The 26735-nt window shown below is 62.5% G+C and carries 25 protein-coding genes; 22 read left to right on the top strand and 3 right to left on the bottom strand.

Going from position 1 to position 26735, the window contains the following annotated elements; all coding sequences use genetic code 11:
• Window positions 1-23: 23 nt before the first annotated feature.
• Window positions 24-1397 (bottom strand): amidase, encoded by a 1374-nt coding sequence (locus tag QM470_RS08270; protein ID WP_283338865.1) that lies wholly within the window; start codon window positions 1395-1397, stop codon window positions 24-26.
• Window positions 1398-1580: 183 nt separating this feature from the next.
• On the opposite strand from QM470_RS08270, the gene rpsB reads away from it, so the two are divergent.
• The 20 genes from rpsB to QM470_RS08170 all read left to right on the top strand — a co-directional run bounded on the left by rpsB (window position 1581) and on the right by QM470_RS08170 (window position 22447).
• On the top strand, window positions 1581-2333 hold the full coding sequence (gene rpsB / locus QM470_RS08265; protein WP_066536279.1) for a 30S ribosomal protein S2: 753 nt from the start codon (window positions 1581-1583) through the stop codon (window positions 2331-2333).
• Window positions 2334-2438: 105 nt separating this feature from the next.
• On the top strand, window positions 2439-3329 hold the full coding sequence (gene tsf, locus QM470_RS08260) for a translation elongation factor Ts (RefSeq protein ID WP_066536275.1): 891 nt from the start codon (window positions 2439-2441) through the stop codon (window positions 3327-3329).
• A 72-nt stretch (window positions 3330-3401) separates the two neighbouring features.
• Window positions 3402-4124, top strand: coding sequence for a UMP kinase (gene pyrH / locus QM470_RS08255; RefSeq protein ID WP_280012631.1), 723 nt, complete (start codon window positions 3402-3404; stop codon window positions 4122-4124).
• 62 nt (window positions 4125-4186) lie between these two features.
• Window positions 4187-4747, top strand: coding sequence for a ribosome recycling factor (frr, locus tag QM470_RS08250; protein WP_066536272.1), 561 nt, complete (start codon window positions 4187-4189; stop codon window positions 4745-4747).
• A gap of 27 nt (window positions 4748-4774) precedes the next feature.
• A complete protein-coding gene (gene uppS / locus QM470_RS08245; RefSeq protein WP_280012630.1) occupies window positions 4775-5506 on the top strand; it encodes a polyprenyl diphosphate synthase in 732 nt (243 codons plus the stop codon).
• Between the two features lie 14 nt (window positions 5507-5520).
• Window positions 5521-6372 (top strand): phosphatidate cytidylyltransferase, encoded by an 852-nt coding sequence (locus QM470_RS08240; RefSeq protein ID WP_283338864.1) that lies wholly within the window; start codon window positions 5521-5523, stop codon window positions 6370-6372.
• A complete protein-coding gene (ispC, locus tag QM470_RS08235; RefSeq protein ID WP_283338863.1) occupies window positions 6372-7553 on the top strand; it encodes a 1-deoxy-D-xylulose-5-phosphate reductoisomerase in 1182 nt (393 codons plus the stop codon). The genes QM470_RS08240 and ispC overlap by 1 nt, the downstream gene beginning before the upstream one ends.
• Before the next feature lie 64 nt (window positions 7554-7617).
• Window positions 7618-8967, top strand: a complete 1350-nt coding sequence (gene rseP / locus QM470_RS08230; RefSeq protein ID WP_283338862.1) for an RIP metalloprotease RseP — start codon at window positions 7618-7620, stop codon at window positions 8965-8967.
• A 42-nt stretch (window positions 8968-9009) separates the two neighbouring features.
• Window positions 9010-11346 (top strand): outer membrane protein assembly factor BamA, encoded by a 2337-nt coding sequence (gene bamA, locus QM470_RS08225; protein ID WP_283338861.1) that lies wholly within the window; start codon window positions 9010-9012, stop codon window positions 11344-11346.
• 2 nt (window positions 11347-11348) lie between these two features.
• Window positions 11349-11852: an OmpH/Skp family outer membrane protein gene (locus QM470_RS08220; protein WP_066536253.1), complete on the top strand. Its 504-nt coding sequence runs from the start codon at window positions 11349-11351 to the stop codon at window positions 11850-11852.
• Window positions 11853-11872: 20 nt separating this feature from the next.
• Window positions 11873-12871 (top strand): UDP-3-O-(3-hydroxymyristoyl)glucosamine N-acyltransferase, encoded by a 999-nt coding sequence (lpxD, locus tag QM470_RS08215; RefSeq protein WP_283338860.1) that lies wholly within the window; start codon window positions 11873-11875, stop codon window positions 12869-12871.
• Window positions 12871-13311, top strand: a complete 441-nt coding sequence (gene fabZ, locus QM470_RS08210) for a 3-hydroxyacyl-ACP dehydratase FabZ (protein WP_003053425.1) — start codon at window positions 12871-12873, stop codon at window positions 13309-13311. Before lpxD ends, fabZ begins: the two co-directional genes overlap by 1 nt.
• Before the next feature lie 10 nt (window positions 13312-13321).
• Entirely contained in the window at window positions 13322-14119 is a 798-nt protein-coding gene (gene lpxA, locus QM470_RS08205) for an acyl-ACP--UDP-N-acetylglucosamine O-acyltransferase (protein ID WP_283338859.1), read from the top strand.
• A 36-nt stretch (window positions 14120-14155) separates the two neighbouring features.
• On the top strand, window positions 14156-15289 hold the full coding sequence (gene lpxB, locus QM470_RS08200; protein ID WP_283338881.1) for a lipid-A-disaccharide synthase: 1134 nt from the start codon (window positions 14156-14158) through the stop codon (window positions 15287-15289).
• A complete protein-coding gene (gene rnhB / locus QM470_RS08195) occupies window positions 15261-15908 on the top strand; it encodes a ribonuclease HII (RefSeq protein ID WP_283338858.1) in 648 nt (215 codons plus the stop codon). The genes lpxB and rnhB overlap by 29 nt, the downstream gene beginning before the upstream one ends.
• Window positions 15905-16687, top strand: a complete 783-nt coding sequence (locus QM470_RS08190; protein WP_502846815.1) for a TrmH family RNA methyltransferase — start codon at window positions 15905-15907, stop codon at window positions 16685-16687. The genes rnhB and QM470_RS08190 overlap by 4 nt, the downstream gene beginning before the upstream one ends.
• 175 nt (window positions 16688-16862) lie before the next feature.
• Window positions 16863-18035: a glutamine-hydrolyzing carbamoyl-phosphate synthase small subunit gene (gene carA, locus QM470_RS08185; protein WP_280012623.1), complete on the top strand. Its 1173-nt coding sequence runs from the start codon at window positions 16863-16865 to the stop codon at window positions 18033-18035.
• Complete coding sequence (carB, locus tag QM470_RS08180; RefSeq protein WP_115594685.1) at window positions 18028-21276, top strand: carbamoyl-phosphate synthase large subunit; 3249 nt, start codon at window positions 18028-18030, stop codon at window positions 21274-21276. The genes carA and carB overlap by 8 nt, the downstream gene beginning before the upstream one ends.
• Window positions 21277-21497: 221 nt before the next feature.
• Window positions 21498-21974 carry a transcription elongation factor GreA gene (gene greA / locus QM470_RS08175; RefSeq protein WP_066535897.1) on the top strand — a complete coding sequence of 159 codons (477 nt, stop codon included), beginning with the start codon at window positions 21498-21500 and terminating at the stop codon, window positions 21972-21974.
• A 23-nt stretch (window positions 21975-21997) separates the two neighbouring features.
• Entirely contained in the window at window positions 21998-22447 is a 450-nt protein-coding gene (locus QM470_RS08170) for a DUF4149 domain-containing protein (protein WP_424949185.1), read from the top strand.
• Window positions 22448-22616: 169 nt separating this feature from the next.
• Here the strand turns inward: QM470_RS08170 and QM470_RS08165 are convergent, their stop codons facing one another.
• A complete protein-coding gene (locus QM470_RS08165) occupies window positions 22617-23369 on the bottom strand; it encodes a glycosyltransferase (RefSeq protein ID WP_066535894.1) in 753 nt (250 codons plus the stop codon).
• Window positions 23370-23401: 32 nt separating this feature from the next.
• Complete coding sequence (locus QM470_RS08160) at window positions 23402-23872, bottom strand: YhbY family RNA-binding protein (RefSeq protein ID WP_283338856.1); 471 nt, start codon at window positions 23870-23872, stop codon at window positions 23402-23404.
• 32 nt (window positions 23873-23904) lie between these two features.
• On the opposite strand from QM470_RS08160, the gene QM470_RS08155 reads away from it, so the two are divergent.
• Both QM470_RS08155 and ftsH read left to right on the top strand, forming a co-directional pair.
• Window positions 23905-24561: an RlmE family RNA methyltransferase gene (locus QM470_RS08155; protein ID WP_283338855.1), complete on the top strand. Its 657-nt coding sequence runs from the start codon at window positions 23905-23907 to the stop codon at window positions 24559-24561.
• A 183-nt stretch (window positions 24562-24744) separates the two neighbouring features.
• Window positions 24745-26667, top strand: coding sequence for an ATP-dependent zinc metalloprotease FtsH (gene ftsH, locus QM470_RS08150; protein ID WP_066535881.1), 1923 nt, complete (start codon window positions 24745-24747; stop codon window positions 26665-26667).
• Window positions 26668-26735 lie beyond the last annotated feature (68 nt).

Below are 26735 nucleotides of genomic sequence, written 5' to 3'. Positions count from 1 at the left end.
GCCCAGGCCGCCGGCAACATGTATCAATACGAAAGAAGCACGGATTCTGCCTGCAAAGCCAGGTCCAGGATCGCATCATCGTGCAAGGCACTGTGCCAAAGCATGACGCCCATAGGCAATTCCCCTGGCATGTGGCAGGGCAGGCTGATGGCGCAGCCATCCAGCTGATTGACCACGCTGGTGTTGCGCAGCAGCAGCATATTGGTGCGGGTGAACGCGGCGTCGCGCTGGGCATCGCGTGCGGCATCCTGTCCATCGGTCGGCGCCACATCGGCAATCAGCGGAGCGGTGATGGGCACGGTGGGCGAGACCAGGGCATCAAAGCCCTGGAGCGTGGCGTCCATGCGCTGCTGCCAGTCGCGGCGTAAATGCAACAGGTCAATATAGTCGGCCGCGCTGAGCAGCGCGCCCTTTTCAATACGGCTGCGCACACGGGGGTCGTACAGATCGGCCTGGCTGGCCAGCAGCTGGCGATGCCAGGCATAGCTTTCCGCTGCGGTCAGGCCACCGGCTGCGTTGATGGCCGCCAGCTCCGCGGTCTCGGGCAGGCTGATTTCCACCAGCTCGGCGCCGGCGTCACGCAGGCGCTGCAGGCTGCGGGCAAAGGCGGTGGCGACAGCGGGCTCCAGCTCATTCAGGAATACCGTGGTGGGCACGGCCAGGCGGCTGCCACGCAGGCTGCGCCGGCCGGTGTGCACAGGCTGTGCGGTCAGGATCTGGTGGGCGAGCACGGCGTCGCGCACGCTGCGGGTCAGGGCGCAGGCCGTGTCCAGCGAGGGGGCCAGCGGCACCGTGCCATCGAGTAGGGAGAGGCGGGCCGTGGGTTTGAATCCCACCAGCCCGTTGAGGGCGGCGGGGATGCGGATGGAGCCACCGGTGTCTGACCCCAGAGCCAGCCAGGCGGCGCCGGTGGCGACCGAGACCCCCGCGCCGGAGGATGAGCCGCCCGGGATGCGTGCTGCATACTCGGGTGTGGCATCGCCATACAGCGCATCCACTGCTGCCGGGGTGCCGAAATGCGGGTTGACGCCCACGCCTGCGTAGGCAAATTCCACCATGTGGGTGCGACCGATGATGCTGGCGCCGGCGCGGCGCAGGCGGGCCACGGCACCGCTGTCCTGCTGGGCGGCGGGCGCGTGGGCCAGCACGCGGGAGCTGGCGGTGCTGGTGCAGCCCCGCATATCAAACAGGTCCTTGACCGAGACCGCCAGGCCTGCCAGCGGCAGAGCGGGGTCGGCTGCGGCCGCGGTGGCGCGTGCGCTGTCGAACAGCGTCTGCGCAAACACATGCTGGCAGGCAGGGGATTGGGCGGCGGCGATGGATTTTTCCAGCTCCCGGGAGGCGGTGGAGCGGCCTTCGCGCAGCAAAGCGCGTGTGGCAAGGAGGTCAGGCTTCATGGGCTGTGCTAAAATCTTTCGGCTTTGCGCAATGCAACCCGGCTTGCTTTCAGATTTTGAAGGAAGGCTGTGGGGTGCAGGGATGCAAAGCAAATCGCAAACCAGTCTCTTCAAGGTGTTGCGGTCACGCAGTGGCTGCAATGGTTGGGCTGGATTTTAGACACAACCTTTGAGGTAATTTTCATGGCAGTAACAATGCGCGAGATGCTGGAAGCTGGCGTCCACTTCGGTCACCAAACCCGCTTCTGGAACCCCAAGATGGCTCCGTTCATCTTCGGTCACCGCAACAAGATCCACATCATCAACCTGGAAAAGTCGCTGCCGATGTTCCAGGATGCCCAGAAGTTCGCCAAGCAACTGGCTTCGAACGGTGGCACCGTGCTGATGGTAGGTACCAAGCGCCAAGCCCGTGAGCTGGTGGCTGCAGAAGCCCAGCGCGCTGGCGTGCCTTTCGTGGACCAACGCTGGTTGGGCGGCATGCTGACCAACTTCAAGACGGTCAAGACTTCCATCAAGCGTCTGAAGGACATGAAGGCCCAGCAAGAAGCTGGTCTGGAATCCATGTCCAAGAAGGAACAGCTGATGTTCGTGCGCGAACTGGAAAAGCTGGAAAAGGACATCGGCGGTATCCAGGACATGAACACCCTGCCCGATGCCATCTTCGTGATCGACGTGGGCTACCACAAGATTGCCATTTCCGAAGCCAAGAAGCTGGGCATTCCTCTGATCGGCGTGGTGGACTCCAACCACAACCCCGAAGGTATCGACTATGTGATCCCCGGTAACGACGACTCGGCCAAGGCCGTGGAACTGTACGCCCGTGGCATCGCCGACGCGATCCTGGAAGGCCGTGAAGCCCGTCTGAACGACGTGGCCAAGGCTGCTGCTGGCGAAGGCTCCGACGAATTCGTGGAAGTGGAAAACACCGCTGCCTAATTCCCGGCTGCGCGATACGTCGCGATAAAAAAGCGGGGCTCTGGTAGCCCCCTTTTTTTAGCTGAAATCCTGTAACGAACTGAATACTGAAGACGGAGAAACAAGATGGCTGCAATTACCGCAAGCATGGTCGCCGAACTGCGCGCCAAGACCGATGCCCCGATGATGGAATGCAAGAAGGCACTGACGGAAGCTGAAGGCGACATGGCCAAGGCGGAAGAGCTGCTGCGCGTCAAGCTGGGCACCAAGGCTGGCAAGGCCGCTTCGCGCGTGACCGCCGAAGGTGTGATCACTGCCTTCATCGAAGGTGGCAAGGGTGGCATGATCGAAGTCAACAGCGAAACCGACTTCGTCTCCAAGAACGACAGCTTCATCGCCATGGCCAATGCCGCTGCCAAGCTGGTGGCTGAGCACAACCCCGCTGACGTCGAAGCCCTGGGCGCTCTGGCCTACGAACAAGACGGCTACGGCCCCACCCTGGAAGATGTGCGCAAGGGCCTGATCGGCAAGATCGGCGAAAACATGTCTTTCCGCCGCTTCAAGCGCTTCGAAGGCACGCTGGCTTCCTACCTGCACGGCACCCGCATCGGTGTGGTCGTCGAGTTCGACGGTGACGCTGTCGCTGCCAAGGACGTGGCCATGCACATCGCCGCCATGAAGCCCGTGGCCGTGACGTCCGCCGACGTGCCTGCCGACCTGATCGCCAAGGAACGTTCGGTGGCCGAAGCCAAGGCAGCCGAATCCGGCAAGCCTGCCGACATCGTCGCCAAGATGGTGGAAGGTTCCGTGCAGAAGTACCTGAAGGAAGTGTCCCTGGCTGACCAGGTCTTCGTGAAGGCTGCCGACGGCAAGCAGACCGTGGCCCAGATGCTCAAGGCTGCCAACACCAATGTGAAGGGCTTCACCATGTTCGTGGTGGGCGAAGGCATTGAGAAGAAGGTGGACGACTTCGCCGCCGAAGTGGCTGCCCAAGTGGCCGCTGCCAAGGGCGCCTAAAGCGCCGAAGCCGCCCTGCTGATTACCACCACAACCACCCCCCTCACTTATTTGAATCGAACGGAGTTCCCCATGTCCCAAGCCAAACCAGCCCACAAGCGTATCTTGCTCAAGCTGTCAGGCGAAGCGCTGATGGGGGATGACCAGTTCGGTATCAACCGCGCCACGATCGAGCGCATGGTCTCCGAGATCGTCGAGGTGACCAAGGTGGGGGTGGAAGTGGCGGTGGTGATCGGCGGCGGCAACATCTTCCGTGGTGTGGCGGGCGGCTCCGCCGGCATGGACCGCGCCACGGCAGATTACATGGGCATGCTGGCCACCGTGATGAACGCGCTGGCCCTGGCCGATGCCATGAACAAGCAAGGCCTGACGGCCCGCGTGATGTCGGCCATCGGCATCGAGCAGGTGGTCGAGCCCTATGTGCGCCCCAAGGCGCTGCAATATCTGGAAGAAGGCAAGGTGGTGGTTTTTGCGGCCGGCACCGGCAACCCCTTCTTCACGACCGACACCGCTGCTGCACTGCGTGGCGCTGAAATCGGTGCCGAGGTGGTGCTCAAGGCCACCAAGGTGGACGGTGTGTACACTGCAGACCCCGTCAAGGATCCTTCCGCGACACGCTACTCCTCGCTGTCGTTTGATGAAGCGATCTCGCGCAACCTGGGCATCATGGATGCCACGGCTTTCGCTTTGTGCCGTGACCAGAAGCTGCCTATCCGCGTGTTTTCCATCGTCAAGCCCGGCGCGTTGCTGAGCGTGGTGATGGGGAATGATGAAGGCACCCTGGTGTCCGCTTAATTGCGAAGACTGCGCGCCCGCCCGGTGAGTGCGGGCGGACATTGGCTTCCCGAGGTAAACACATGACGATCGCTGACATCAAGAAGAGCACCGAAACCAAGATGGGCCAGTCCATCGAGGCGCTCAAGAACAATCTCTCGCGCATCCGCACCGGCCGTGCCAATCCGGCCCTGCTGGATGCCATCCATGTCGAGTACTACGGCTCCATGGTGCCGCTGTCCCAGGTGGCGAATGTGTCGCTGCTGGACTCGCGCACCATCAGCGTGCAGCCCTGGGAAAAGAACATGGCCGCCAAGGTGGAAAAGGCCATCCGCGAAAGCGATCTGGGTCTGAACCCTGCCTCGCTGGGCGACCTGATCCGCGTGCCCCTGCCTCCGATGAGCGAAGAGCGCCGCAAGGAAATGACCAAGCTGGCGCGTACCGAGGGTGAAAACTCCAAGATCGCCATCCGCAACCTGCGCCGCGATGCCAACGAAGGCGTGAAGAAGCTGGTCAAGGACAAGGAAGCTTCGGAAGACGATCAAAAGCGTTCGGAAGCCGAAGTGCAGAAGCTGACGGACAAGTTCATTGCCGAAGTGGACACCCTGGTGGCCGCTAAGGAACAGGACATCCTGGCTGTCTGAGCCTGGCTTGCTAGCGATTTCGACTGCATGACCGTGTCATCCGTGGTGCCGCACCACGTAGCCATCGTGATGGATGGCAATGGCCGCTGGGCCACCAAACGCTTTCTGCCGCGGCTGGCAGGGCACAAGCAGGGCGTGGATGCACTGCGCCGCTGCGTGCGGGCCTGCATCCAGCGGGGCGTGCGCGTCCTGACCGTGTTCGCGTTCTCGTCAGAGAACTGGAACCGCCCTGCGGACGAGGTGTCGGGCCTGATGTCGCTGCTGGCGACGGCGCTGGGCCATGAAGTGCCCAGCCTGTCCAAGGAAGGTGTGCAACTGCACTTTGTGGGCGAGCGCCAGGGCCTGAGCGCCAAGGTGGCGGCAGGCCTGGTGCAGGCCGAGCAGGCCACCGCGCACAATGAGCGTCTGATCCTGAACGTCTGCTTCAACTACGGCGGCCGCTGGGATGTGGCCCAGGCGGCAGCGCAGCTGGCTGCGCGTGGCGAAGCCATCACCGAGGCCAGCCTGAACGCTGCCATGGCCCTGGCCCATGTGCCCGATCCGGACCTGTTCATCCGTACCGGGGGCGAGCACCGCATCAGCAATTTTCTGCTGTGGCAGTGTGCCTACTCCGAGCTGTTCTTCAGCCCCAGCCTGTGGCCCGACTTCGACGATGCGGCCCTGGATGCGGCGCTTCATGATTACGCCAGCCGGGAGCGACGCTTCGGCAAGACTTCCGCGCAGGTTCAGACAACCGACGCATCCGCGATGCGCGCCTGAAAGGGGAGTGCAACATGCTCAAGCAGCGTGTGATTACCGCCGTGGTCCTTCTGGCCATCTTGCTGCCCGCGCTGTTCGCCAGCACACCCCTGCCCTTTACCTTGCTGGTGCTGGCCATGGTGGCGGCTGCAGCCTGGGAGTGGGGGCGTCTCAATGGCCTGGGGCAGGCGGGCAGCGTGCTGACGGCGGTGCTTTGCCTCGCGCTCTGTGGTCTGGCATGGCAGCAAGGCTGGCTGGCGCGCAATCTGCAGGTGCTGTGGATCGTGGCAGGCGCTGCCTGGGTGCTGGGCAGTGTGGCACTGATACGGGCAGGGGTACCGGGCTGGTCTACCATCCCCCGCAGCATCCGGCTGGTGGGTGGCGTGCTGGCACTGTGGGCGACCTGGCTGGCCGTGGCCCAGGCCCGAGCGATGGGCGTGAACTTTCTGCTCTCCATCATGGTCCTGGTCTGGGTGGCCGATATCTTTGCCTACTTCGCCGGTCGCACGTTCGGTCTGAAGTTCACCAAAAACAAGCTGGCGCCCGCCATCAGTCCGGGTAAGAGCTGGGAAGGGGTGTGGGGTGGCGCTACCGGTGTGCTGGTGCTGGCGGTGGGCTGGGCCTTGCTGGACCGCCACTACGGCGCGACCGTGCCCAGTTTTTACAGCCATCTGGTACAGGCCGGCTGGCCGCTGCTGGTGGTGGCAGCCTTGTTCATGGCGGCCATGAGCGTGGTCGGGGATCTGATTGAGTCTCTGATCAAGCGCAGTGCAGGTGTCAAGGACAGCAGCAACCTGCTGCCTGGCCATGGCGGCGTGCTGGACCGTATCGACGCGCTGCTGCCCACGCTGCCGCTGGCCATGATGCTGACAACTTTGGTGCATTGATGAAACAACGTTTGACGGTGCTGGGCTCTACGGGCTCGATTGGCACCAATACCCTGGACGTGGTGCGCAGGCACCGCGCCGACTACGAGATTTATGCGCTGAGCGCCGCCACCCAGGTGGACCTGATGCTGGCGCAATGCGCGGAATTCACTCCCCGGTTTGCCGTGATGGCCAGTGCGCCGCATGCGCGCCAACTGGAAGAAAAGCTGAAGGCCAACGGGCTGGCGACGCAGGTGCTGCATGCGGCGGATGCCCTGGAGCGCATCGCATCCGATGCGCCGGTCGATGCGGTGATGGGTGCCATTGTGGGCGCGGCGGGGCTGGCGCCTTGCCTGGCGGCTGCCAAGGCAGGCAAGCGCTTGCTGCTGGCCAACAAGGAGGCCCTGGTGGTGGGCGGTGCGCTGTTCATGGACACGGTGCAGCAGCATGGCTGCACCTTGCTGCCGATCGACAGTGAGCACTCCGCCATCTTCCAGTGCCTGCCGGAAGATCGCAGCACCTGGGGGAGCCGGGTGGACAGCCTGCTGCTGACGGCATCGGGCGGGCCTTTCCGCCAGCGCGATCCGGCCACCCTGGCACAGATCACACCGGACCAGGCGTGTGCCCACCCGAACTTCGCCATGGGGCGCAAGATTTCGGTGGACTCCGCCACGATGATGAACAAGGCGCTGGAGGTGATCGAGGCGCGCTGGCTGTTCGGCATGGAGCCGGACCGCATCAAGGTGGTGGTGCACCCGCAGCAGATCGTGCACTCCATGGTGCAGTTCAAGGATGCGTCCATCCTGGCCCAGTTGGGAACGCCCGATATGCGAGTGCCCATCGCCTGTGGTCTGGCCTGGCCCGAGCGCATCGACAGCGGTGTGCAACCGCTGGACTTTGCGAAGCTGAGCGCGCTCACCTTTGAAGAAGCCGATGCGCAGCGCTTCCCGGGGCTGCACCTGTCCTGGCATGCACTGAAGGCGCCGGAAGGTACGACCACGGTGCTGAATGCCGCCAACGAGGTGGCGGTGGCTGCGTTCCTGGGTGGCAAGCTGCGCTTTGACCGCATCCATGCGGTGAATCTGGAGGCGCTGGAGGCCGTGGTGCCGCCGCGTTGCCCGGGATCGCTGGGCGATTTGATGGCACTGGACCAGGAAGCCCGTGCACGGGCTGCCCATACCGTTCAGCGCTGGGCTGCTTGATTGCTGCTGCAGCCTGCGCGATCAGTGAGCACTTCCTGAAAACCACCGCGAAAGAGACGCCCTCATGTTGACCGTGCTTGCTTTTGTTGTGGCTCTGGGCATCCTGATTGCCGTGCATGAGTACGGCCACTACCGCATGGCCGTGGCCTGCGGGGTCAAGGTGCTGCGTTTTTCCGTGGGCTTTGGCAAACCCCTGCTGCGCTGGCAAAGCAAGAAATCCTCGACGGAATTCGTGCTGGGTGCGCTGCCCCTGGGGGGCTATGTGCGCATGCTGGATGAGCGCGAAGCGCCGGTGGATTCCGGCGAGCGGCATCTGGCCTTCAACCGCCAACCCTTGCGTTCGCGTGTGGCCATCGTGGCCGCCGGTCCTGCCGCCAATCTGCTGCTGGCCGTGCTGCTGTATGCGTTGGTGAACTGGGTCGGGCTGGAGGAGCCGCGTGCCGTGCTGGCTGCGCCGGCGACCGGTTCGGTGGTGGCGCAGGCGGGGTTGCGCGGTGGTGAGCGAGTGACCGCTGTGCAGGTGGGGCAGGAGGCGCCGCAGGAGGTGCGTTCCTTCGAGCATCTGCGCTGGGCGCTGACGCAGGCGGCGCTGGAAAAGCAGGGTGCGCGCATCACCTGGCAGCGGGCCCCTGGTGAGGGTGTGCAAACGACGGACTTGCCTTTGTCCACACTGCCGAGCACCGTGCTCGATGCCAGTTTGGGTGCTGCAATCGGTGTGCAGGTGCCCTGGACCCCGGCACAGGTGGAGCGCGTGATGGACGCCGGAGCCGCCGCCGCTGCAGGCTTGCAGCCCGGTGATGTGGTAACGCAGGCTTTCGGCATACCGGTGGTGGATGGCTTTCAGCTGCGCCAGTTGATACGCCAGCATCCCGAACAGGCCGGTGACTGGACGGTGGTGCGCAGCGGGCAGCAAATGCAGCTGTTGGTGAAGCCCGAAGCCGCGCAGGAACAGGATGTGCGCATCGGGCGTGTGGGTGCTTACATTGGCGGTGCGCCGGAAATGGTCATCGTGCGCCTGGGGGCGGCGGAGGGGCTGTGGGCCGGTGTGACCAAGACCTGGGACGTGTCGGTGCTCAGCCTGAAGATGATGGGGCGCATGCTGATCGGTGAGGCGTCACTCAAGAATCTGAGTGGGCCTTTGACCATTGCGGATTATGCCGGAAAGTCGGCCAGCATGGGGTGGGTACAGTATCTGGCTTTCCTGGCGCTGATCAGTGTGAGTCTGGGTGTGCTCAACCTGTTGCCACTGCCTGTTCTGGATGGTGGGCACCTGATGTATTATCTTTGGGAAGGTGTCACAGGACGCGCCATCTCCGAATTGTGGATGGAACGGCTGCAAAGGGCCGGCGTCAGTGTGCTTCTCGTCATGATGTGCATCGCTTTTTTTAACGACATCAGCCGCATATTGGGCTAAATTTACGGCCTTCCAGAATTCTGGCGGCGTTCGCTTTCATTCATGAATCAACACTTCAAACGCTTCGGCGCACGCACGGCCACGGCTGCTGCTGCATTGCTTTGCCTGGCACAGGCTGCTTGGGCGCTTGCGCCTTTCAAGGTTCAGGATATTCGGGTGGAGGGCCTGCAGCGTGTGGAGGCAGGCACCATCTTTGCCTCCATGCCGCTGCGCGTGGGCGAACAGTACGATGACGAAAAAGGTGCGGCCGCGATCCGCTCGCTGTTTGCCCTGGGTTTGTTCAAGGACGTGCGCCTGGAAGCCGATGGCGACGTGCTGGTGGTGGTCGTGGAAGAGCGCCCATCGATTGCCGATGTGAACTTTGTCGGCACCAAGGAGTTCGACAAGGACACTTTGGTCAAGGCCATGCGCGATGTGGGTCTGGCCGAAGGGCGTCCTTTCGACAAGGCACTGGCCGATCGTGCGGAGCAGGAACTCAAGCGCCAGTACATCAACCGCAGCCTGTATGGCGCGGATGTGGTGACCACGGTCACGCCGATCGAGCGCAACCGCGTGAATCTGACGTTCTCGGTCACCGAGGGCGAGCCGGCCAAGATCAGCGAAATCCACGTGGTGGGCAACAAGGCTTTCAGCGAATCCACGCTGAAGAAGCAGCTGGATCTGGATACCGGTGGCTGGATGAGCTGGTACACCAAGTCGGACCGCTATGCGCGCAGCAAGCTGAATGCCGACCTGGAAACCCTGCGCTCGTACTATCTGCAGCGCGGCTACCTGGATTTCCGCATCGATTCGACCCAGGTGGCGATCTCTCCGGACAAGGAAAAGATCACCCTGACCATCAATGTGCACGAAGGCGAGCGTTTCGTGGTCTCCGGCGTTTCGCTGGAAGGTAACTACCTGAATCGTGACGATGAGTTCAAGTCGCTGGTGAAGGTGCGCCCCGGTGAGCCGTACAACGCGGACCTGGTGACCGAAACCACCAAGGCCTTCTCGGACCACTTCGGCAACTTTGGCTATGCCTTTGCACGGGTGGAGGCGGTGCCGGAAGTGGACCGTGAGAACAACCGCGTGCACTTTGTGCTGCGTGCCGATCCTTCGCGCCGCGCCTATGTGCGCCGCATCAATGTCAGCGGCAACGAACGCACGCGCGACGAGGTGCTGCGCCGCGAATTCCGCCAGTACGAATCGTCCTGGTACGACGGTGACAAGATCAAGCTGTCGCGTGACCGCGTGGACCGCTTGGGCTACTTCACCGAAGTCGATGTGGAAACCCAGGAAGTCCCCGGCTCGCCCGACCAGGTGGACCTGGTGGTCAACGTGAAGGAAAAGCCCACCGGCTCCATCCAGCTGGGTGCAGGTTTCTCCAGCGCGGAAAAGGTGACCCTGAGCTTCGGTATCAAGCAGGAGAACGTGTTTGGCTCCGGCAACTACCTGGGCCTGGATGTCAACACCAGCAAGTACAACCGCAACCTGGTGGTGAGCACGACCGATCCCTACTTCACGCAGGATGGCATCTCGCGTACCGTGGATCTGTACTACCGTACCAGCCGCCCCTACTCGTACTACTACGATGGCGTGAGCGTGGATACGGACGATATGTACAAGATCGTCAGCAAGGGCGCTTCCATCAAGTTTGGCGTGCCGTTCAGCGAGATCGACACCGTGTTCTTCGGTGTCGGCTTTGAACAGACCACCATCAAGGATGGTCTGTACATGCCGGTGGAGTACCAGAGCTACATCAACCAGTTTGGCTCGACCAGCAATGCCATCCCTCTGACGGTGGGCTGGTCGCGCGACAGCCGCGACAGCGCGCTGGCGCCCAATTCAGGTCGTTACCAACGTTTCAATGCTGACTGGTCTGCGGCCGGAGATGCACGCTACATTCGGGGTAACTACCAGATCCAGCAGTATGTGCCGCTGTCCAAGAGCTTCACCTTTGCCTTCAATGGTGAGCTGGGCTGGGGCAAGGGCTTGAATGGCCGTCCTTTCCCGCTGTTCAAGAATTTCTACTCCGGTGGTCTGGGGTCGGTGCGTGGTTTCGACCAGGGCAGCCTGGGTCCGCGTGGCCAGTCCGTCAATGGCTATGATGGTACGTATCTGGGCGGCGCCAAGAAGCTGACCTTGAATGCCGAATTCATCGCGCCATTCCCGGGTGCGGGCAATGACAAGACGCTGCGCTGGTTCACTTTCGTGGACGTGGGTAATGTCTTCGGCGAGAATGAGAAATTCACGGCGAGTGATTTGCGTGCGTCGGCGGGTATTGGTCTGAGCTGGATTTCTCCGCTGGGGCCGCTGCGTTTGGCATGGGCCAATCCGATCCGTAAAAAGCCGGAAGATCGTCTGCAAAAAATTCAATTCCAAATCGGAACATCGTTTTAAACATGAAAATCTATCAACCCATCGCAGTGGCTTTGCTGTGCGGCGCAGCCGCTGTGTCGGCACAGGCTCAGGATTTCAAGGCCGGCTTTGTCAATACCGACCGTATTTTCCGCGAAGCCAATTCGGCCAAGGCTGCGCAAGCGAAGCTGGAGCAGGAGTTCTCCAAGCGCGAGCGTGAATTGGTGGATATCGGCAACCGTCTGAAGGCAGATTCCGAGAAGTTCGAGCGCGAAGCGCCCACCATGGCCGAAAGCCAGCGTTCGGCTAAGCAGCGTCAGCTGATCGAGCAGGACCGCGAATTCCAGCGCAAGCGCCGTGAATTCCAGGAAGACCTGAATGCCCGCAAGAACGAAGAGCTGTCGCAGGTGCTGGATCGCGCCAACAAGGTGGTGATGCAAGTGGCGGAAGCAGAGAAGTACGACGTGATCTTGCAGGAAGCCGTGTATGTGAACCCCAAGCTCGACATCACGGACAAGGTCATCAAGGCCTTGAACGGCGGCAAGTGATGTAAGTCAGGCTGTTCGACGTGAGTTTGACCTTAGGACAAATAGTCGAAAGCTTGGGGGGGACACTGGTGGAGGGGCAGCCGGATCGCGTGATCCGGCGTATCGCTCCACTGGAGTCTGCGGATGCCGATTCCATCAGCTTTCTCAGCAATCCCAAGTATCTGCCACAACTGGCCGCCTCTCAGGCGGCCTGTGTCGTTGTGGCGCCTGCCCAGCAGGCGGCTGCACAGGCACGTGGCGCCTGCATCGTTGCAGACAATCCGTATCTGTACTTTGCACGGCTGACGCAGCTGTGGAAGCGTGCGCACGCGGATGCGGCTGCTGCGGGCGTGCATGCCAGTGCGGTCATTCACCCGGAGGCGGTGGTGCATCCCTTGGCCACGATCGGTCCGCTGTGCGTGGTCGAGCGCGGTGCTGTCGTGGGTGCGGGCACGGTGCTGAAGTCGCGTGTCACCATCAGCGAATACTGCCAGGTGGGTGAGCGCTGTCTGTTGCACCCCGGCGTGGTGATCGGCGCGGATGGCTTTGGCTTTGCGCAGGAGCGGGGCGTCTGGGTCAAGATCGAGCAGCTGGGGCGCGTGCGCATCGGCAACGATGTGGAGATCGGGGCCAACACCTGCATCGATCGCGGTGCACTGGATGACACCGTGATCTCGGATGGGGTGAAGCTCGACAACCTGGTGCAGATCGGTCACAACGTCCATGTGGGTGAGCACACGGCCATTGCCGGCAACGCCGGTGTGGCCGGGAGTGCGCATATCGGCGCGCATTGCAGCATCGGTGGTGCGTCCAATATCCTGGGGCATTTGAAAATTGCTGACGGTGTGGCGATTTCTCCGACTTCGGTCGTCATGCGCTCGGTCACGCAGCCGGGCCTGTACACTGGCATTTTTCCGCTGGCCACGAATGCCCAGTGGGAAAAGAACGCTGCAACACTCAAACAATTGCATGCACTGCGCGAGCGGATCAAGGCGCTGGAAAAAGCCTTGGACGCCCCGCGCAGCACAAACGGAAATTGATGATGGATATTCAAGAAATTCTCAAGCAACTGCCCCACCGCTATCCTTTTTTGCTGGTGGACCGCGTGCTGGAGCTTGAGCGCAATACGCGCATCAAGGCAATCAAGAACGTAACGTTCAACGAGCCCTTCTTTACCGGCCACTTCCCTGGCCGCCCGGTGATGCCGGGCGTGCTGATCCTGGAAGCGCTGGCCCAGGCTGCCGGCCTGCTGGCGTTCGACGCCATGGGACAGGTGCCGGATGAAAACAATATCTACTATTTCGTGGGTATCGACTCCGCCCGTTTCAAGCGCCCCGTGGTGCCGGGTGACCAGCTGGCGCTGGAAATCACGATCGACCGTGTGCGTGGTGGTATCTGGAAGTTCAATGCTGTCGCCAGCGTGGACGGCGAAGTGGCTGCAGAAGCCCAGTTGATGTGCACCATGCGCCACGTGGGTTGAGTGAGGTCCTGTGGAACAAGACTGCCTGATTCATCCCAGTGCCATCGTCCATCCCCAGGCACAGCTCGATAGCACGGTGCGGGTGGGGCCGTACGCTGTGGTGGGGCCCAAGCTGCGCATTGGCGCACACACCACGGTGGGGCCGCATTGCGTGCTGGAAGGCGACACGGAAATTGGGTGCCATAACCAGATTTTTCAGTTCGCCTCGCTGGGGGCGCAGCCGCAAGACAAGAAGTATGCGGGCGAACCCACGCAGCTGATCATCGGCGACCGCAACACCATCCGCGAGTTCTGCACCTTCAATACCGGAACGGTGCAGGATGGCGGCGTGACGCGCATCGGCAATGACAACTGGATCATGGCCTATGTGCACATTGCGCACGACTGCATCGTCGGCCACAACACCATTCTGGCCAACAATGCGACTTTGGCGGGCCATGTGCATGTGGGGGATTGGGTGATTCTGGGCGGCCTGACCGGGGTGCACCAGTTCACCCGGATCGGAGCCCATGCCATGGCGGGCTTTGCCAGTCATATCTCGCAGGACGTGCCGCCCTTCATGATGGTGGATGGCAATCCGCTGGCCGTGCGCGGGTTCAATATCGAAGGTCTGCGCCGTCGCGGCTTTGGTGAGCAGCGCCTGCGTGCAGTCAAGCAGATGCACCGTCTGCTGTACCGCCAGGGGCTGACCCTGGAGGCTGCGCGTGCAGCCATTGCGGCACTGGCCGCCGAGTTGCCGGAGGCGGCAGCCGATGTGCAGGCCATGCTGGATTTTCTGGCGGCTTCCCAACGCGGCATTGCCCGCTGATGGCCTGTGACTAGCGATAGCAACGCCCGACTGGCCATGGTGGCCGGCGAGACATCCGGTGACCTGCTGGCCGGCTTGCTGCTGGATGGCGTGCACGCCCGCATGCCCCAGGTGCAGGCCGCGGGCATTGGTGGCCCGCAGATGGCGGCGCGCGGCTTCGATGCCTGGTGGCATAGCGAAAAACTGGCTGTGCACGGCTACAGCTGGGAGCTGGTGCGCCGCCTGCGCGAAATCCTCTCCATCCGCAAGCAGTTGCGCCAGCGTCTGCTGGTGGAAAAGCCCGCGGTGTTTGTGGGCGTGGATGCGCCGGATTTCAACCTGGGGCTGGAGCGGGATCTGCGCGCTGCGGGCATCAAGACGGTGCACTTTGTGTGCCCTTCCATCTGGGCCTGGCGTGCCAACCGGATCGACAAGATCCGGGCTGCAGCAGACCATGTGTTGTGCCTGTTCCCGTTCGAGCCAGCCTTGCTGCAGCAGCATGGCATCGAGGCCACCTATGTCGGCCACCCGCTGGCGGCCGTGATCCCGATGGAGCCTGACAAGGCGGCGGCGCGTGCCCGGCTGGGCCTGGCCTTGGACCGCAAGGTGCTGGCCTTGCTGCCTGGCAGCCGGTCTGCGGAAGTGCAGTACATCGCCAAACCGTTTTTTGCGGCGGCCGCGTTGGTGCGGGCGCAGATGCCGGAGGTCCAGGTGGTGGTGCCGGTGGTGCCCCTGCACTGGCAGCGCATGCAGCAAGCTGTGCGCGAAGCCGGTGTGCAGGAGTGGGTGCAGCTGGTGCAGGGACAGTCACATGACGTGCTGGCCGCCTGCGATTGCACCCTGATCGCCAGTGGCACGGCCACGCTGGAGGCGGCGCTGTTCAAGCGCCCCATGGTGATTTCTTACCGCATGCACCCCATCAGCTGGCGGCTGATGCGGCGCAAGCAATTGCAGCCCTGGGTGGGGCTGCCCAATATTTTGTGTTCTGATTTCGTGGTTCCCGAATTACTGCAAGATGCTGCCACGCCCGAGGCGCTGGCGGCTGCAAGCCTGGACTGGCTGCAAGCCTATGACCAGCAGCCTTCCAAGATTGCCGAGCTGCAGGCGCGTTTCAGCGCGCTGCACCACACCCTGTTCCGCGACACTTCTGCGCTGGCTGCCGATGCGATCCAAAAACTCATGTGCCGCTGAGCAGGCTTGCCTGCAGTGGCACGCGCCCGGCCTGGTGGCCGGTGTGGATGAGGCCGGACGCGGGCCCTTGGCGGGCCCGGTGGTGGCGGCGGCGGTGATTCTGGATGATCTGCATCCGATTGCCGGTCTGGCGGACTCCAAAAAGCTCACGGCTGCACGGCGTGAGGCCTTGTTCGATGAAATTCGCGCCAAGGCGTTGTGCTTTTGTATTGCTGAAGCGTCGGTGGAAGAGATCGATCGCCTCAACATCCTGCAGGCCACGATGCTGGCCATGCAGCGCGCCGTCCTCGGCCTGCGTCTGAAGCCGGTGCGTGCGCTGGTCGATGGCAACCGCCTGCCGGTGCTGGAGATGCAGGGCGAAGCCATTGTCAAAGGCGATGCACTGGTGCCGGCCATCTCGGCTGCGTCCATTCTGGCCAAGGTGCACCGCGATCGCTGGTGTGATGGGTTGCACGCCCGTTTTCCGCACTACGGTTTTGCCACGCACAAGGGCTACGGGACAGCGGCACATCTGCTGGCTTTGCGTGAGTTTGGTGCATGCCCGGAGCACCGCACTTCATTTTCTCCGGTGACCAAGGTCTTGCAGACTGCGGCGCTCTCAGTGGGGGTTGGCGCATGATGCAGCACACCATGATTCAGTCGCGTGACAACGCCTTCGTCAAAGAACTGCGCCGTCTGTCCCAGGAAAGTACTGCCTACCGCAAGCAAGGCCAGGTTTGGCTGGAAGGCGACCACCTGTGCCGTGCGGCACTGGCCCGGGGTTTGCGCCCCAAGGTGGCGGTGTTTGCCGAATCCGTCTGGCCGCAGGTGCCCGCAGAGTGGGCGCAGGCCGCAGGCAAGGTGGTGGTACTGGCGGACAGTCTGTTTACGGAGATCAGCAGCCTGGAGTCGCCTGCGCGCATGGGCTATGTGATGGAGTGGGATGCGGGTGCACAGGTCCAGCCTGGCGTGGCCGCCGTGGTGCTGGACCGGGTGCAGGATGCGGGCAATGTGGGCTCCATCCTGCGCAGTGCGGCCGCCTTCGGTTTTGGCCAGATCGTGGCGCTGAAGGGGACGGCCGCGCTGTGGAGCCAGAAGGTGCTGCGTGCCGGCATGGGGGCGCATTTCGGCCTGCATCTGGTGGAGGCAGCTTCCATCGCGGAGGTGCAGGCCTTGCAGCTGCCGCTGGTGGTGACCAGCTCCCACCAGGGCACCCTGATCCACGAAGCCGCCTTGCCCTGGCCCTGCGCCTGGGCCATGGGGCACGAAGGGCAGGGCGTGGGCGATGCCCTGATGGAGATGGCGGAGCACCGCATCAGCATTGCCCAGCCCGGAGGGGAGGAGTCGCTGAATGTGGCTGCCGCAGCGGCGATCTGCCTGCATGCCAGCAGCGTAAGCATGTTGCGTGCGCTCGGGTAATCCCGCAGCAAGTCAAAGGGCTGAAGCAGAGAGAGCCTATAATGGGCGGCTTTCAAGCATTCCTTCATACGCCTAGCGACGCTCCCTCGCCATACCCTGCTGACACAAACACTGTCCCCACGCACGTGCGGGGGGCTGCGTTGGGCGTAACCGTAATAAAAAACCGGAGAACCCAGTGCTTTTGTCTCTCAAGGGAGCCTTCCCCCCCGCCATCCTGGCGCTCGCAGACGGCACGGTCTTTATTGGCAATTCGATTGGTGCGCAAGGCACCACGGTGGGTGAAGTTGTTTTCAACACTTCGCTGACCGGCTACCAGGAAATCCTCACCGACCCCAGCTATTGCCAGCAGATCGTGACGCTCACGTATCCGCACATCGGCAACTATGGTGTCAATCCTGAAGACGTCGAAGCCGACAAGATCCATGCCGCAGGTCTGATCATCAAGAACCTGCCTTTGCTGGCCAGCAACTTCCGCAGCACCCAGACGCTGTCCGAGTACCTGGTGGATGGCAAGACGGTCGCCATCGCCAACATCGACACCCGCAAGCTCACGCGTCTGCTGCGTGACAAGGGTGCGCAAAATGGCGCGATTGTCGGCCTGGCGGCTGGCGAGGAAGTGACCCAGGCCAAGATTGACGAAGCCATTGCCGCTGCCCAGGCCGCTCCCGACATGAAGGGGCTGGACCTGGCCAAGGTGGTGACCACGGCCAAGCCCTATCCCTGGACCGAGGCCGAGTGGAAGCTGGGTGAAGGCTACGGCCAGCTCGAATCGCCCAAATTCAAGGTCGTGGCCTATGACTTCGGCGTGAAGAAGAACATTCTGCGCATGCTGGCCGAGCGTGGCTGCGATGTGACCGTGGTGCCTGCCCAGACGCCCGCCAAGGACGTGCTGGCGCTGAATCCCGATGGCGTGTTCCTGTCCAACGGCCCTGGCGACCCGGCCCCCTGCGACTATGCGATTGCCGCGGCGCAAGAGATCATGGCCTCCGGCAAGCCGCTGTTCGGCATCTGCCTGGGACACCAGATCATGGCCCTGGCCTCCGGTGCCAAGACCTTCAAGATGCAAAACAGCCACCACGGTGCCAACCACCCCGTGAAGGACCTGGATTCCGGCCGGGTGAGCATCACCAGCCAGAACCACGGTTTTGCGGTGGAGCTGGAGTCGCTGCCCGCCAACGTGCGCGCCACGCACATCAGCCTGTTTGACGGCACGCTGCAAGGTCTGGAGCGCACTGATGTGCCCGCCTTCTGCTTCCAGGGCCACCCCGAGGCATCGCCCGGCCCGCACGATATTGGCTACCTGTTCGACCGCTTCACAGCGCTGATGGAGAAACACAACAATGCCTAAGCGCAACGACCTTAAAAGCATTCTGATCATTGGCGCCGGTCCCATCGTGATCGGTCAGGCCTGCGAGTTTGACTACTCCGGCGTGCAGGCCTGCAAGGCCCTGCGCGAAGAGGGTTACAAAGTCATTCTGATCAACAGCAACCCTGCCACGATCATGACCGACCCGGCCACGGCCGACGTCACCTACATCGAGCCCATCACCTGGCAGACGGTCGAGAAGATCATCGCCAAGGAACGTCCCGATGCCATTTTGCCCACCATGGGTGGCCAGACCGCGCTGAACTGTGCGCTGGACCTGTGGAAGCACGGCGTGCTGGACAAGTACCAGGTAGAGCTGATCGGTGCCAAGCCGGAAGCCATCGACAAGGCCGAAGACCGCCTGAAGTTCAAGGACGCCATGACCAAGATCGGTCTGGGTTCTGCGCGCTCCGGTATCGCCCACAGCATGGACGAAGCCTGGGATGTGCAAAAGAAGGTGGGCTTCCCCACTGTGATCCGCCCCAGCTTCACGCTGGGCGGCACGGGCGGCGGTATCGCCTACAACTCGGAAGAGTTCGAAACCATCTGCAAGCGCGGTCTGGAAGCCTCTCCCACCAATGAGCTGCTGATCGAAGAGTCGCTGCTGGGCTGGAAAGAGTACGAGATGGAAGTGGTGCGCGATACCGCGGACAACTGCATCATCGTCTGCTCCATCGAAAACCTGGACCCCATGGGGGTGCACACCGGTGACTCCATCACCGTGGCGCCGGCACAGACGCTGACCGACAAGGAATACCAGATCATGCGCAACGCATCGCTGGCTGTTCTGCGCGAAATCGGCGTGGACACCGGCGGCTCCAATGTGCAGTTCTCGGTGAACCCCAAGGACGGTCGCATGATCGTCATCGAGATGAACCCCCGCGTCTCGCGTTCCTCGGCGCTGGCGTCCAAGGCCACCGGCTTCCCCATCGCCAAGATCGCGGCCAAGCTGGCCGTGGGCTTTACGCTGGACGAGCTGAAGAACGAAATCACCGGCGGCAAGACCCCGGCGTCGTTCGAGCCCTCGATCGACTATGTGGTCACCAAGATCCCGCGTTTTGCGTTCGAGAAGTTCCCCGCTGCCGACAACCGCCTGACCACGCAGATGAAGTCTGTGGGCGAGGTGATGGCCATCGGCCGTACCTTCCAGGAATCCTTCCAGAAGGCCCTGCGCGGTCTGGAAGTGGGCGTGGACGGCATGAACGAAAAGACCCAGGACCGCGAAATCCTGGAAAAGGAACTGGGCGAGCCCGGTCCCGACCGCATCTGGTATGTGGGTGACGCGTTTGCGGCCGGCTGGACGCTGGACGAAGTGCACAGCATCACCAAGATCGACAAGTGGTTCCTGGTGCAGATCGAAGAGATCGTGAAGATCGAACTCGAGCTGGACCAGCTGGCTGCCGCCAAGGGCGACGGCGCACTGGCCTCGCTGGATGCGCAGACCCTGCGTACCCTGAAGCAAAAGGGCTTCTCGGACCGCCGCCTGGCCAAGCTGCTGCACACCACCGACAAGGCGGTGCGTGAAGCCCGCAAGGCCCTGAAGGTGCGCCCCGTGTTCAAGCGTGTGGACACCTGTGCGGCCGAATTCGCCTCCAACACGGCGTACATGTACTCCACGTACGACGAGGAATGCGAAGCTGCGCCCACGGACAAGAAGAAGATCATGGTGCTGGGCGGTGGCCCGAACCGCATCGGTCAGGGTATCGAGTTCGACTACTGCTGCGTGCACGCTGCCATGGCCATGCGCGAAGATGGTTATGAAACCATCATGGTCAACTGCAACCCCGAAACCGTGTCGACCGACTACGACACATCCGATCGCCTGTACTTCGAACCGCTGACGCTGGAAGACGTGCTGGAAATCGTGGCGGTCGAGCAGCCGGCTGGCGTGATCGTGCAGTACGGCGGCCAGACGCCGCTGAAGCTGGCCCTGGGGCTGGAAAAAGAAGGCGTGCCCATCATCGGTACCTCGCCCGACATGATCGATGCGGCGGAAGACCGCGAGCGCTTCCAGCGCCTGCTGCAGCAACTGAACCTGCTGCAGCCGCCCAATGCCACGGCCCGTACCGAAGCCGAAGCGCTGGAAAAGGCGGCCGGCCTGGGTTATCCGCTGGTGGTGCGTCCTTCCTATGTGCTGGGTGGCCGTGCGATGGAAATCGTGCACGAGCAGCGCGATCTGGAGCGCTACATGCGCGAAGCCGTGAAGGTCTCCAACGACTCGCCCGTGCTGCTGGACCACTTCCTGTCCAACGCCATCGAGTGCGATGTGGACTGCGTGCGCGACCGCGAAGGCAAGGTGTTCATCGGTGGTGTGATGGAGCACATCGAGCAAGCCGGCGTGCACTCCGGTGACTCTGCCTGCTCGCTGCCCCCTTACTACCTGAAGGCCGAGACCGTGGCCGAGATCAAGCGCCAGACGGCCGAGATGGCCCATGGCCTGAACGTGGTCGGCCTGATGAACGTGCAGTTCGCCATCAAGGAAGTGGACGGAAAGGACGTGATCTACGTGCTGGAAGTGAACCCCCGCGCTTCGCGCACGGTGCCGTTCGTCTCCAAGGCCACGGGCATCCAGCTGGCCAAGGTGGCGGCACGCTGCATGGTGGGCGATACGCTGGCCGAGCAGGGCGTCACCAAGGAAGTGACGCCACCGTACTTCAGCGTCAAGGAAGCCGTGTTCCCGTTCGTGAAGTTCCCCGGCGTGGACACCATCCTCGGCCCCGAGATGAAGTCCACCGGTGAAGTCATGGGTGTGGGCAAGACCTTTGGCGAAGCCTTTGTGAAGAGCCAGTTGGGCGCCGGCGTCAAGCTGCCGACCGAAGGCAAGGTGTTCCTGACCGTGAAGAACAATGACAAGTCCCGCGCCGTGGCGATTGCCAAGGAGCTGGTGGCCATGGGCTTCACGCTGTGCGCCACGCGCGGCACGGCCGCTGCCATTGCCGAAGCCGGTGTGGAAGTGCAGACCGTGAACAAGGTCACCGAAGGCCGCCCCCACATCGTGGACATGATCAAGAACAACGAGATTGCCTTGGTCATCAACACGGTGGAAGAGCGCCGCAATGCCATCGCCGACTCGCGCGCCATCCGTACCAGCGCCTTGCTGGCCCGGGTGACCACCTTCACCACCATCTTTGGTGCGGAAGCGGCGGTCGACGGCATGAAGGCCCTGCGCGGCAATCTGGATGTGTACTCGGTGCAGGAGCTGCACGCCCAGCTGACGCATTGACGGGGCACGGCCTGGACAGCCCGACGGGGCTGCCGGGTTTTACCGGAGGGATGCCGTGGCAAACACGGCATAATGGCCGGTAATGAATTGACAAGAACCGCCGCGCGGCAACGTGCGGCGGTTTGCTTTTGGGGCACGGGCCCCTGTCCGGCGTGGTCCGGCAAGGCCCTGCCAGGAGTGCCGCGCGCTGTGCGGTGTTTGCTGAATTTGGAGACTTGACTATGGCCACCATCCCCATCACCAAGCGCGGAGCGGAAAAGCTCAAGGTGGAACTGCAGCGCCTGAAGACGGTGGAGCGTCCTGCCGTGATCCAGGCCATCGCCGAAGCGCGTGCCCAGGGCGATCTGAGCGAAAACGCCGAATACGAATCGGCCAAGGAACACCAGGGCTTTGTCGAAGGCCGCATCGGCGAAATCGAAGGCAAGCTGTCGGCTGCCCAGATCATTGATCCTTCGGCGCTGGACGCTGGAGGCCGTGTGGTGTTTGGCGCCACGGTGGATCTGGAAGACGAAGACAGCGGCGTGGCGGTGACCTACCAGATCGTGGGCGAAGATGAGGCCGACCTGAAACTGGGTCTGATCAACGTGTCCAGCCCCATTGCCCGTGCCCTGATCGGCAAGGAAGAGGGCGATGTGGCCGTGGTCCAAGCCCCGGGTGGCGAGCGCCGCTACGAGGTGGTCGCGGTCAAGTACCTCTGAACGCGGTTTCACCCCCGCCGGCCATGACACCGCTGCAAGCACGTCTTCCGCTGCTGCTGGCTGCCCTGTGGTGGGGGAGCCTGACGGCCATGGGGGGCGTGGCCGTGCCGGTGCTGCAGGCGCACCTGCCATCGCCCACCCAGGCGGCTGCGGCGTGCGCTGCGCTGCTGGCCGCACAGACCTGGATTTCCATCGCATGCTGCGCGTTGCTGCTGGTGGTTTCCAAGCGGAAGTACGCCGAAAGGCAGGAGGCCTGGGCGCAAGCCGCCATGGTGTTCGTGCTGGGCGGCTTGTTGCTGGCGCTGGTGGCGCAATACGGCGTGGCGCCGCGAGTGGCGGCCAGGCAGGGCGCCGTCTGGCAGTACGCCGCCGTGGCCTTGCATGTGCTGCAGTGGTGCTGCGCGCTGTGCACCTTGTGGAAGGTGGCCGCGTTGGCGGGGCGGGACGATGCGGAGGCCACGCCGCCGGCTTGATGTCCCGCAGAAGGGATGCATGCCTGCCGGCCGTGCTGCCGGATGGTCAGTGGCCAGGGCCGTGTGCAATCGGTCACCGGCAGGCCATAAAAAAAGCAGTCCGATGGACTGCTTTTTTTGATGGGGCCATGCCCCGCCCATTAGCGGCAGGGGAGCTTTCCTGTAGCGCTTATTCGCGCCAGTGTTCGGCCACCCAGCGGGCAGGCTTGATGAAGCGAAAGCGCCGGTTGCGGCGACCGGCCAATGCGTCGGGCGGGTTGCACTCTCCGTGGAAGATGACGATGCGCGCGCCTTCGGGCACAAAAGGCTCTTTCCAGTAGTTGGTGGGCCAGCTCGGAATGCCGTGGTACTTGAAGCTGGGGCACCACTCGGCCGGCCAGTACTGGAGCTTGCCTTGCTTGTGCAGAAAGTCCGACAGATAGGCCTGTTCGTTGCGGAACTGCTTGCGGATTTCCTCGAAGTGACCGCGGAAATACTCCAGCACATCCGGATGCGCGCCCAGCTCGAAGCGGTACACCGACGAGTTGCCGGTGATGCGCCAGGGCCGCTTGTGGTCGTGGATGATGAGAAAGTCACCGGGGTAGGTGAAAAACTCGTCCAGCGGGCCGGTGATGACCACATCCACGTCCAGGAACAGGGCCGTGCCCTTCAGTCCGTGCAGATCGGCGGAGAAGGTGGTCAGCTTGGTCCAGCCGCGTTCAGGGATGCCAGCGGGCAGGTCCAGCGAGGGAATGGGCAGGCATTCCACCTCGGAACGAATCCCTTCGCTATTGTCGGTCAGGCAGACAAAGCGAAAATCTCCCTTGAGATGGCGGCGCACCATGGCGTAGAGACGGTTGACGTACTCCGGGCCGTACTTGGTACCCCACTTCATGCAGAGGATGTGGCGCTCAGGCGTCGCCGATGTCGTATTCAGTGCCATGGCAGGTGTGTCGTGGGCGTGCGCGGCAGCGCTCAACCCAGACGGCTTTTCTTGACCGATTTTTGCTTGGGCTTGGCGCGCTTGATCTGGCCGCCGGCGGTCAGGCGCTGGTTGCCCAGCACGCGCAGCTGCTTGACCTCAGGGCGCTGACCGGCCTTGCCGAACTTCAGCACCTTCACGTCGCGTGGGCCGGGCATGCGGTCTTCATCAAAGGCCTTTTCCTTTTCAGGAATCGGGCGCCACAGCACCAGCAGCTTGCCGATGTGCTGGATGGGGGCCGCGTTCAGCTCGTCGCACAGCTGTTGGTAGATCTGGTCGCGGGCACTGCGTTCGTCGCCGAAGACGCGGACCTTGATCAGGCCATGGGCATTCAGTGCCGCATCCACTTCTTTCTGGACTGCGGGTGTGAGGCCGTCACCACCGATCAGGACCACGGGGTCCAGGTGGTGGGCGTTGGCGCGGTGTTCCCGGCGCTCTGCGGGAGTCAATTCAATTTGGGGCATGGGCCGTATTATCGAGGCAGGAAGAATTTCGCATGAAGATCAATACCAAAAGCAAGAAAGTGGATAAGGCATGGCTCAACAACCATGTCAACGATCCCTATGTACAGGCCGCACAGAAAGACGGCTACCGGGCCCGTGCGGCCTACAAGTTGAAAGAGATCGACGAGGCGCTCAAGCTGATCCATCCCGGTGACATTGTGGTGGATCTGGGCTGTGCTCCCGGTGCGTGGAGCCAGTACCTGCGCCGCAAGCTTGCCCCCAAGGGCGCCGCCGTAGGGGGCTTGAATGGCACCATCATCTCGCTGGACCTGCTGCCGATGGAGTCCATTGAAGGCGTGCACTTCATCCAGGGCGACTTCCGCGAGGAATCGGTGCTGGCGCAGCTGGAAGAGGCGGTCCAGGGGCGGGCGGTGGATGTGGTGGTGTCGGATATGGCCCCAAACCTGTCGGGTAATTCCACGACGGACGGCGCGCGCATCACCCACCTGATCGAGCTGGCGGTTGATTTTGCGACCCACCACCTCAAGCCCGAGGGGGCGCTGGTGGTCAAGTTGTTTCACGGTCCCGGTTATGACGAGCTGGTGGCCCTGTTCCGCCAGACTTTTCGCACGGTCAAGACGTTCAAGCCCAAATCCTCGCGCATCCGCTCATCGGAAACATTCCTGATCGGAATGGGGCTCAAGACCTGATGCCACTTTGATGTGGATCAACCGCGGGTGTTGCCCCCTCCGCTGGGCGGATATTTCCCGGAGACCTATCGCCTTGGCAGGAATAAGGTTTCGATCCGCATGCTTGAAACACCTAAAATGCATCCCATATGGATGACATCGTCCGTATGTGCATGAATTTCGCCTTTTTCATTGGAGCCCCGCTTGAACAATCAGTGGTTTTCTAAAGTTGCCGTATGGCTGGTCATCGCCATGGTGCTGTTCACGGTGTTCAAGCAGTTTGACACCCGTGGCGGTGCTGGCGCTGGTTATGTCGGCTATTCCGACTTCCTCGAAGATGTGCGCAGCAACCGCATCAAGAGCGTCACCATCCAGGAGAGTCCTGGCGGCACCGAGATCATGGCGGTTACCAACGACGACCGCCGTGTGCGTACGACCGCGACCTACCTTGACCGTGGTCTGGTGGGCGACCTGATCAACAACAACGTCAAGTTCGACGTCAAGCCGCGTGAAGAAGGCTCGCTGCTGATGAGCCTGCTCATCAGCTGGGGCCCGATGCTGCTGCTGATCGGCGTGTGGGTGTACTTCATGCGCCAGATGCAGGGCGGCGGCAAGGGCGGCGCGTTCAGCTTTGGCAAGTCCAAGGCGCGCATGCTCGACGAGAACAACAACACCGTCACCTTCGCCGACGTCGCCGGTTGTGACGAGGCCAAGGAAGAGGTCAAGGAAGTCGTCGACTTCCTGAAGGACCCCAACAAGTTCCAGAAACTGGGTGGCCGCATTCCGCGTGGCCTGCTGCTGGTGGGCCCTCCCGGTACGGGCAAGACGCTGCTGGCCAAGTCGATTGCGGGCGAAGCCAAGGTGCCGTTCTTCTCGATCTCGGGTTCCGACTTCGTGGAAATGTTCGTCGGCGTGGGCGCGGCCCGTGTGCGCGACATGTTCGAGAACGCCAAGAAGAATGCGCCTTGCATCATCTTCATCGATGAAATCGATGCGGTGGGCCGCCAGCGTGGCGCCGGCATGGGCGGCGGCAACGATGAGCGCGAGCAGACGCTGAATCAGATGCTGGTGGAGATGGATGGTTTCGAAACCAACCTGGGCGTGATCGTGGTGGCTGCGACCAACCGTCCCGACATCCTGGATGCCGCGCTGCTGCGTCCCGGCCGTTTTGACCGCCAGGTCTATGTGACCTTGCCGGACATCCGTGGCCGCGAGCAGATCCTGAATGTGCACATGCGCAAGATCCCTGTGGCCCAGGATGTGAACCCGGCCATCATTGCACGTGGCACGCCCGGCATGTCGGGTGCCGATCTGGCGAACCTGTGCAATGAAGCGGCCCTGATGGCTGCGCGCCGCAACGCGCGCACCGTGGAGATGCAGGACTTCGAAAAGGCCAAGGACAAGATCATCATGGGCCCCGAGCGCAAGTCCATGGTCATGCCCGAAGAAGAGCGCCGCAACACGGCCTACCACGAGGCGGGCCATGCCCTGATCGGCAAGCTGCTGCCCAAGTGCGATCCGGTGCACAAGGTCACCATCATCCCGCGCGGCCGTGCGCTGGGAGTGACCATGAGCCTGCCGGAGAAGGACCGCTACTCCTATGACAAGGAGTTCATGCTCAACCAGATCGCGATGCTGTTCGGCGGCCGCATTGCCGAAGAAGTGTTCATGAACCAGATGACCACGGGGGCATCGAACGACTTTGAGCGTGCGACGCAGATTGCCCGTGACATGGTGACGCGCTATGGCATGACCGATGCACTGGGCCCCATGGTCTATGCCGAACAGGAAGGCGAGCCTTTCCTGGGCCGCTCCATGAGCAAGCCCAGCGGCATCAGCGAAGAGACCATGCAGAAGGTGGACGCCGAAGTGCGCCGCATCATCGACGAGCAGTACCACCTGGCGCGCAAGCTGATCGAGGACAACTCGGACAAGATGCATGCCATGGCCAAGGCCATGCTCGATTGGGAAACCATCGATGCGGAGCAGCTGGACGACATCATGGCGGGCAAGGAGCCGCGTCCCCCCAAGGACTGGACGCCACGCAATCCGCCCTCGTCGGGTGACAGCGGCCATGGCGGTGGAACCCCTGCGGTAGACACCGATACAGCACCTACGGCGGTGTGATCCTGGTGCCACCAGGCTCAGGAAAAGCGGGACTCTGTGGAGTCCCGCTTTGTTTTTTCAGATGAAAT

The sequence above is a fragment of the Comamonas sp. 17RB genome (assembly GCF_030056555.1).
GTDB classification, from domain to species: Bacteria; Pseudomonadota; Gammaproteobacteria; order Burkholderiales; family Burkholderiaceae_C; genus Comamonas; species Comamonas terrigena.
The sequence above is the reverse complement of the archived record's forward strand: the minus strand, read 5'-3'. Positions and strand labels throughout refer to the sequence as shown.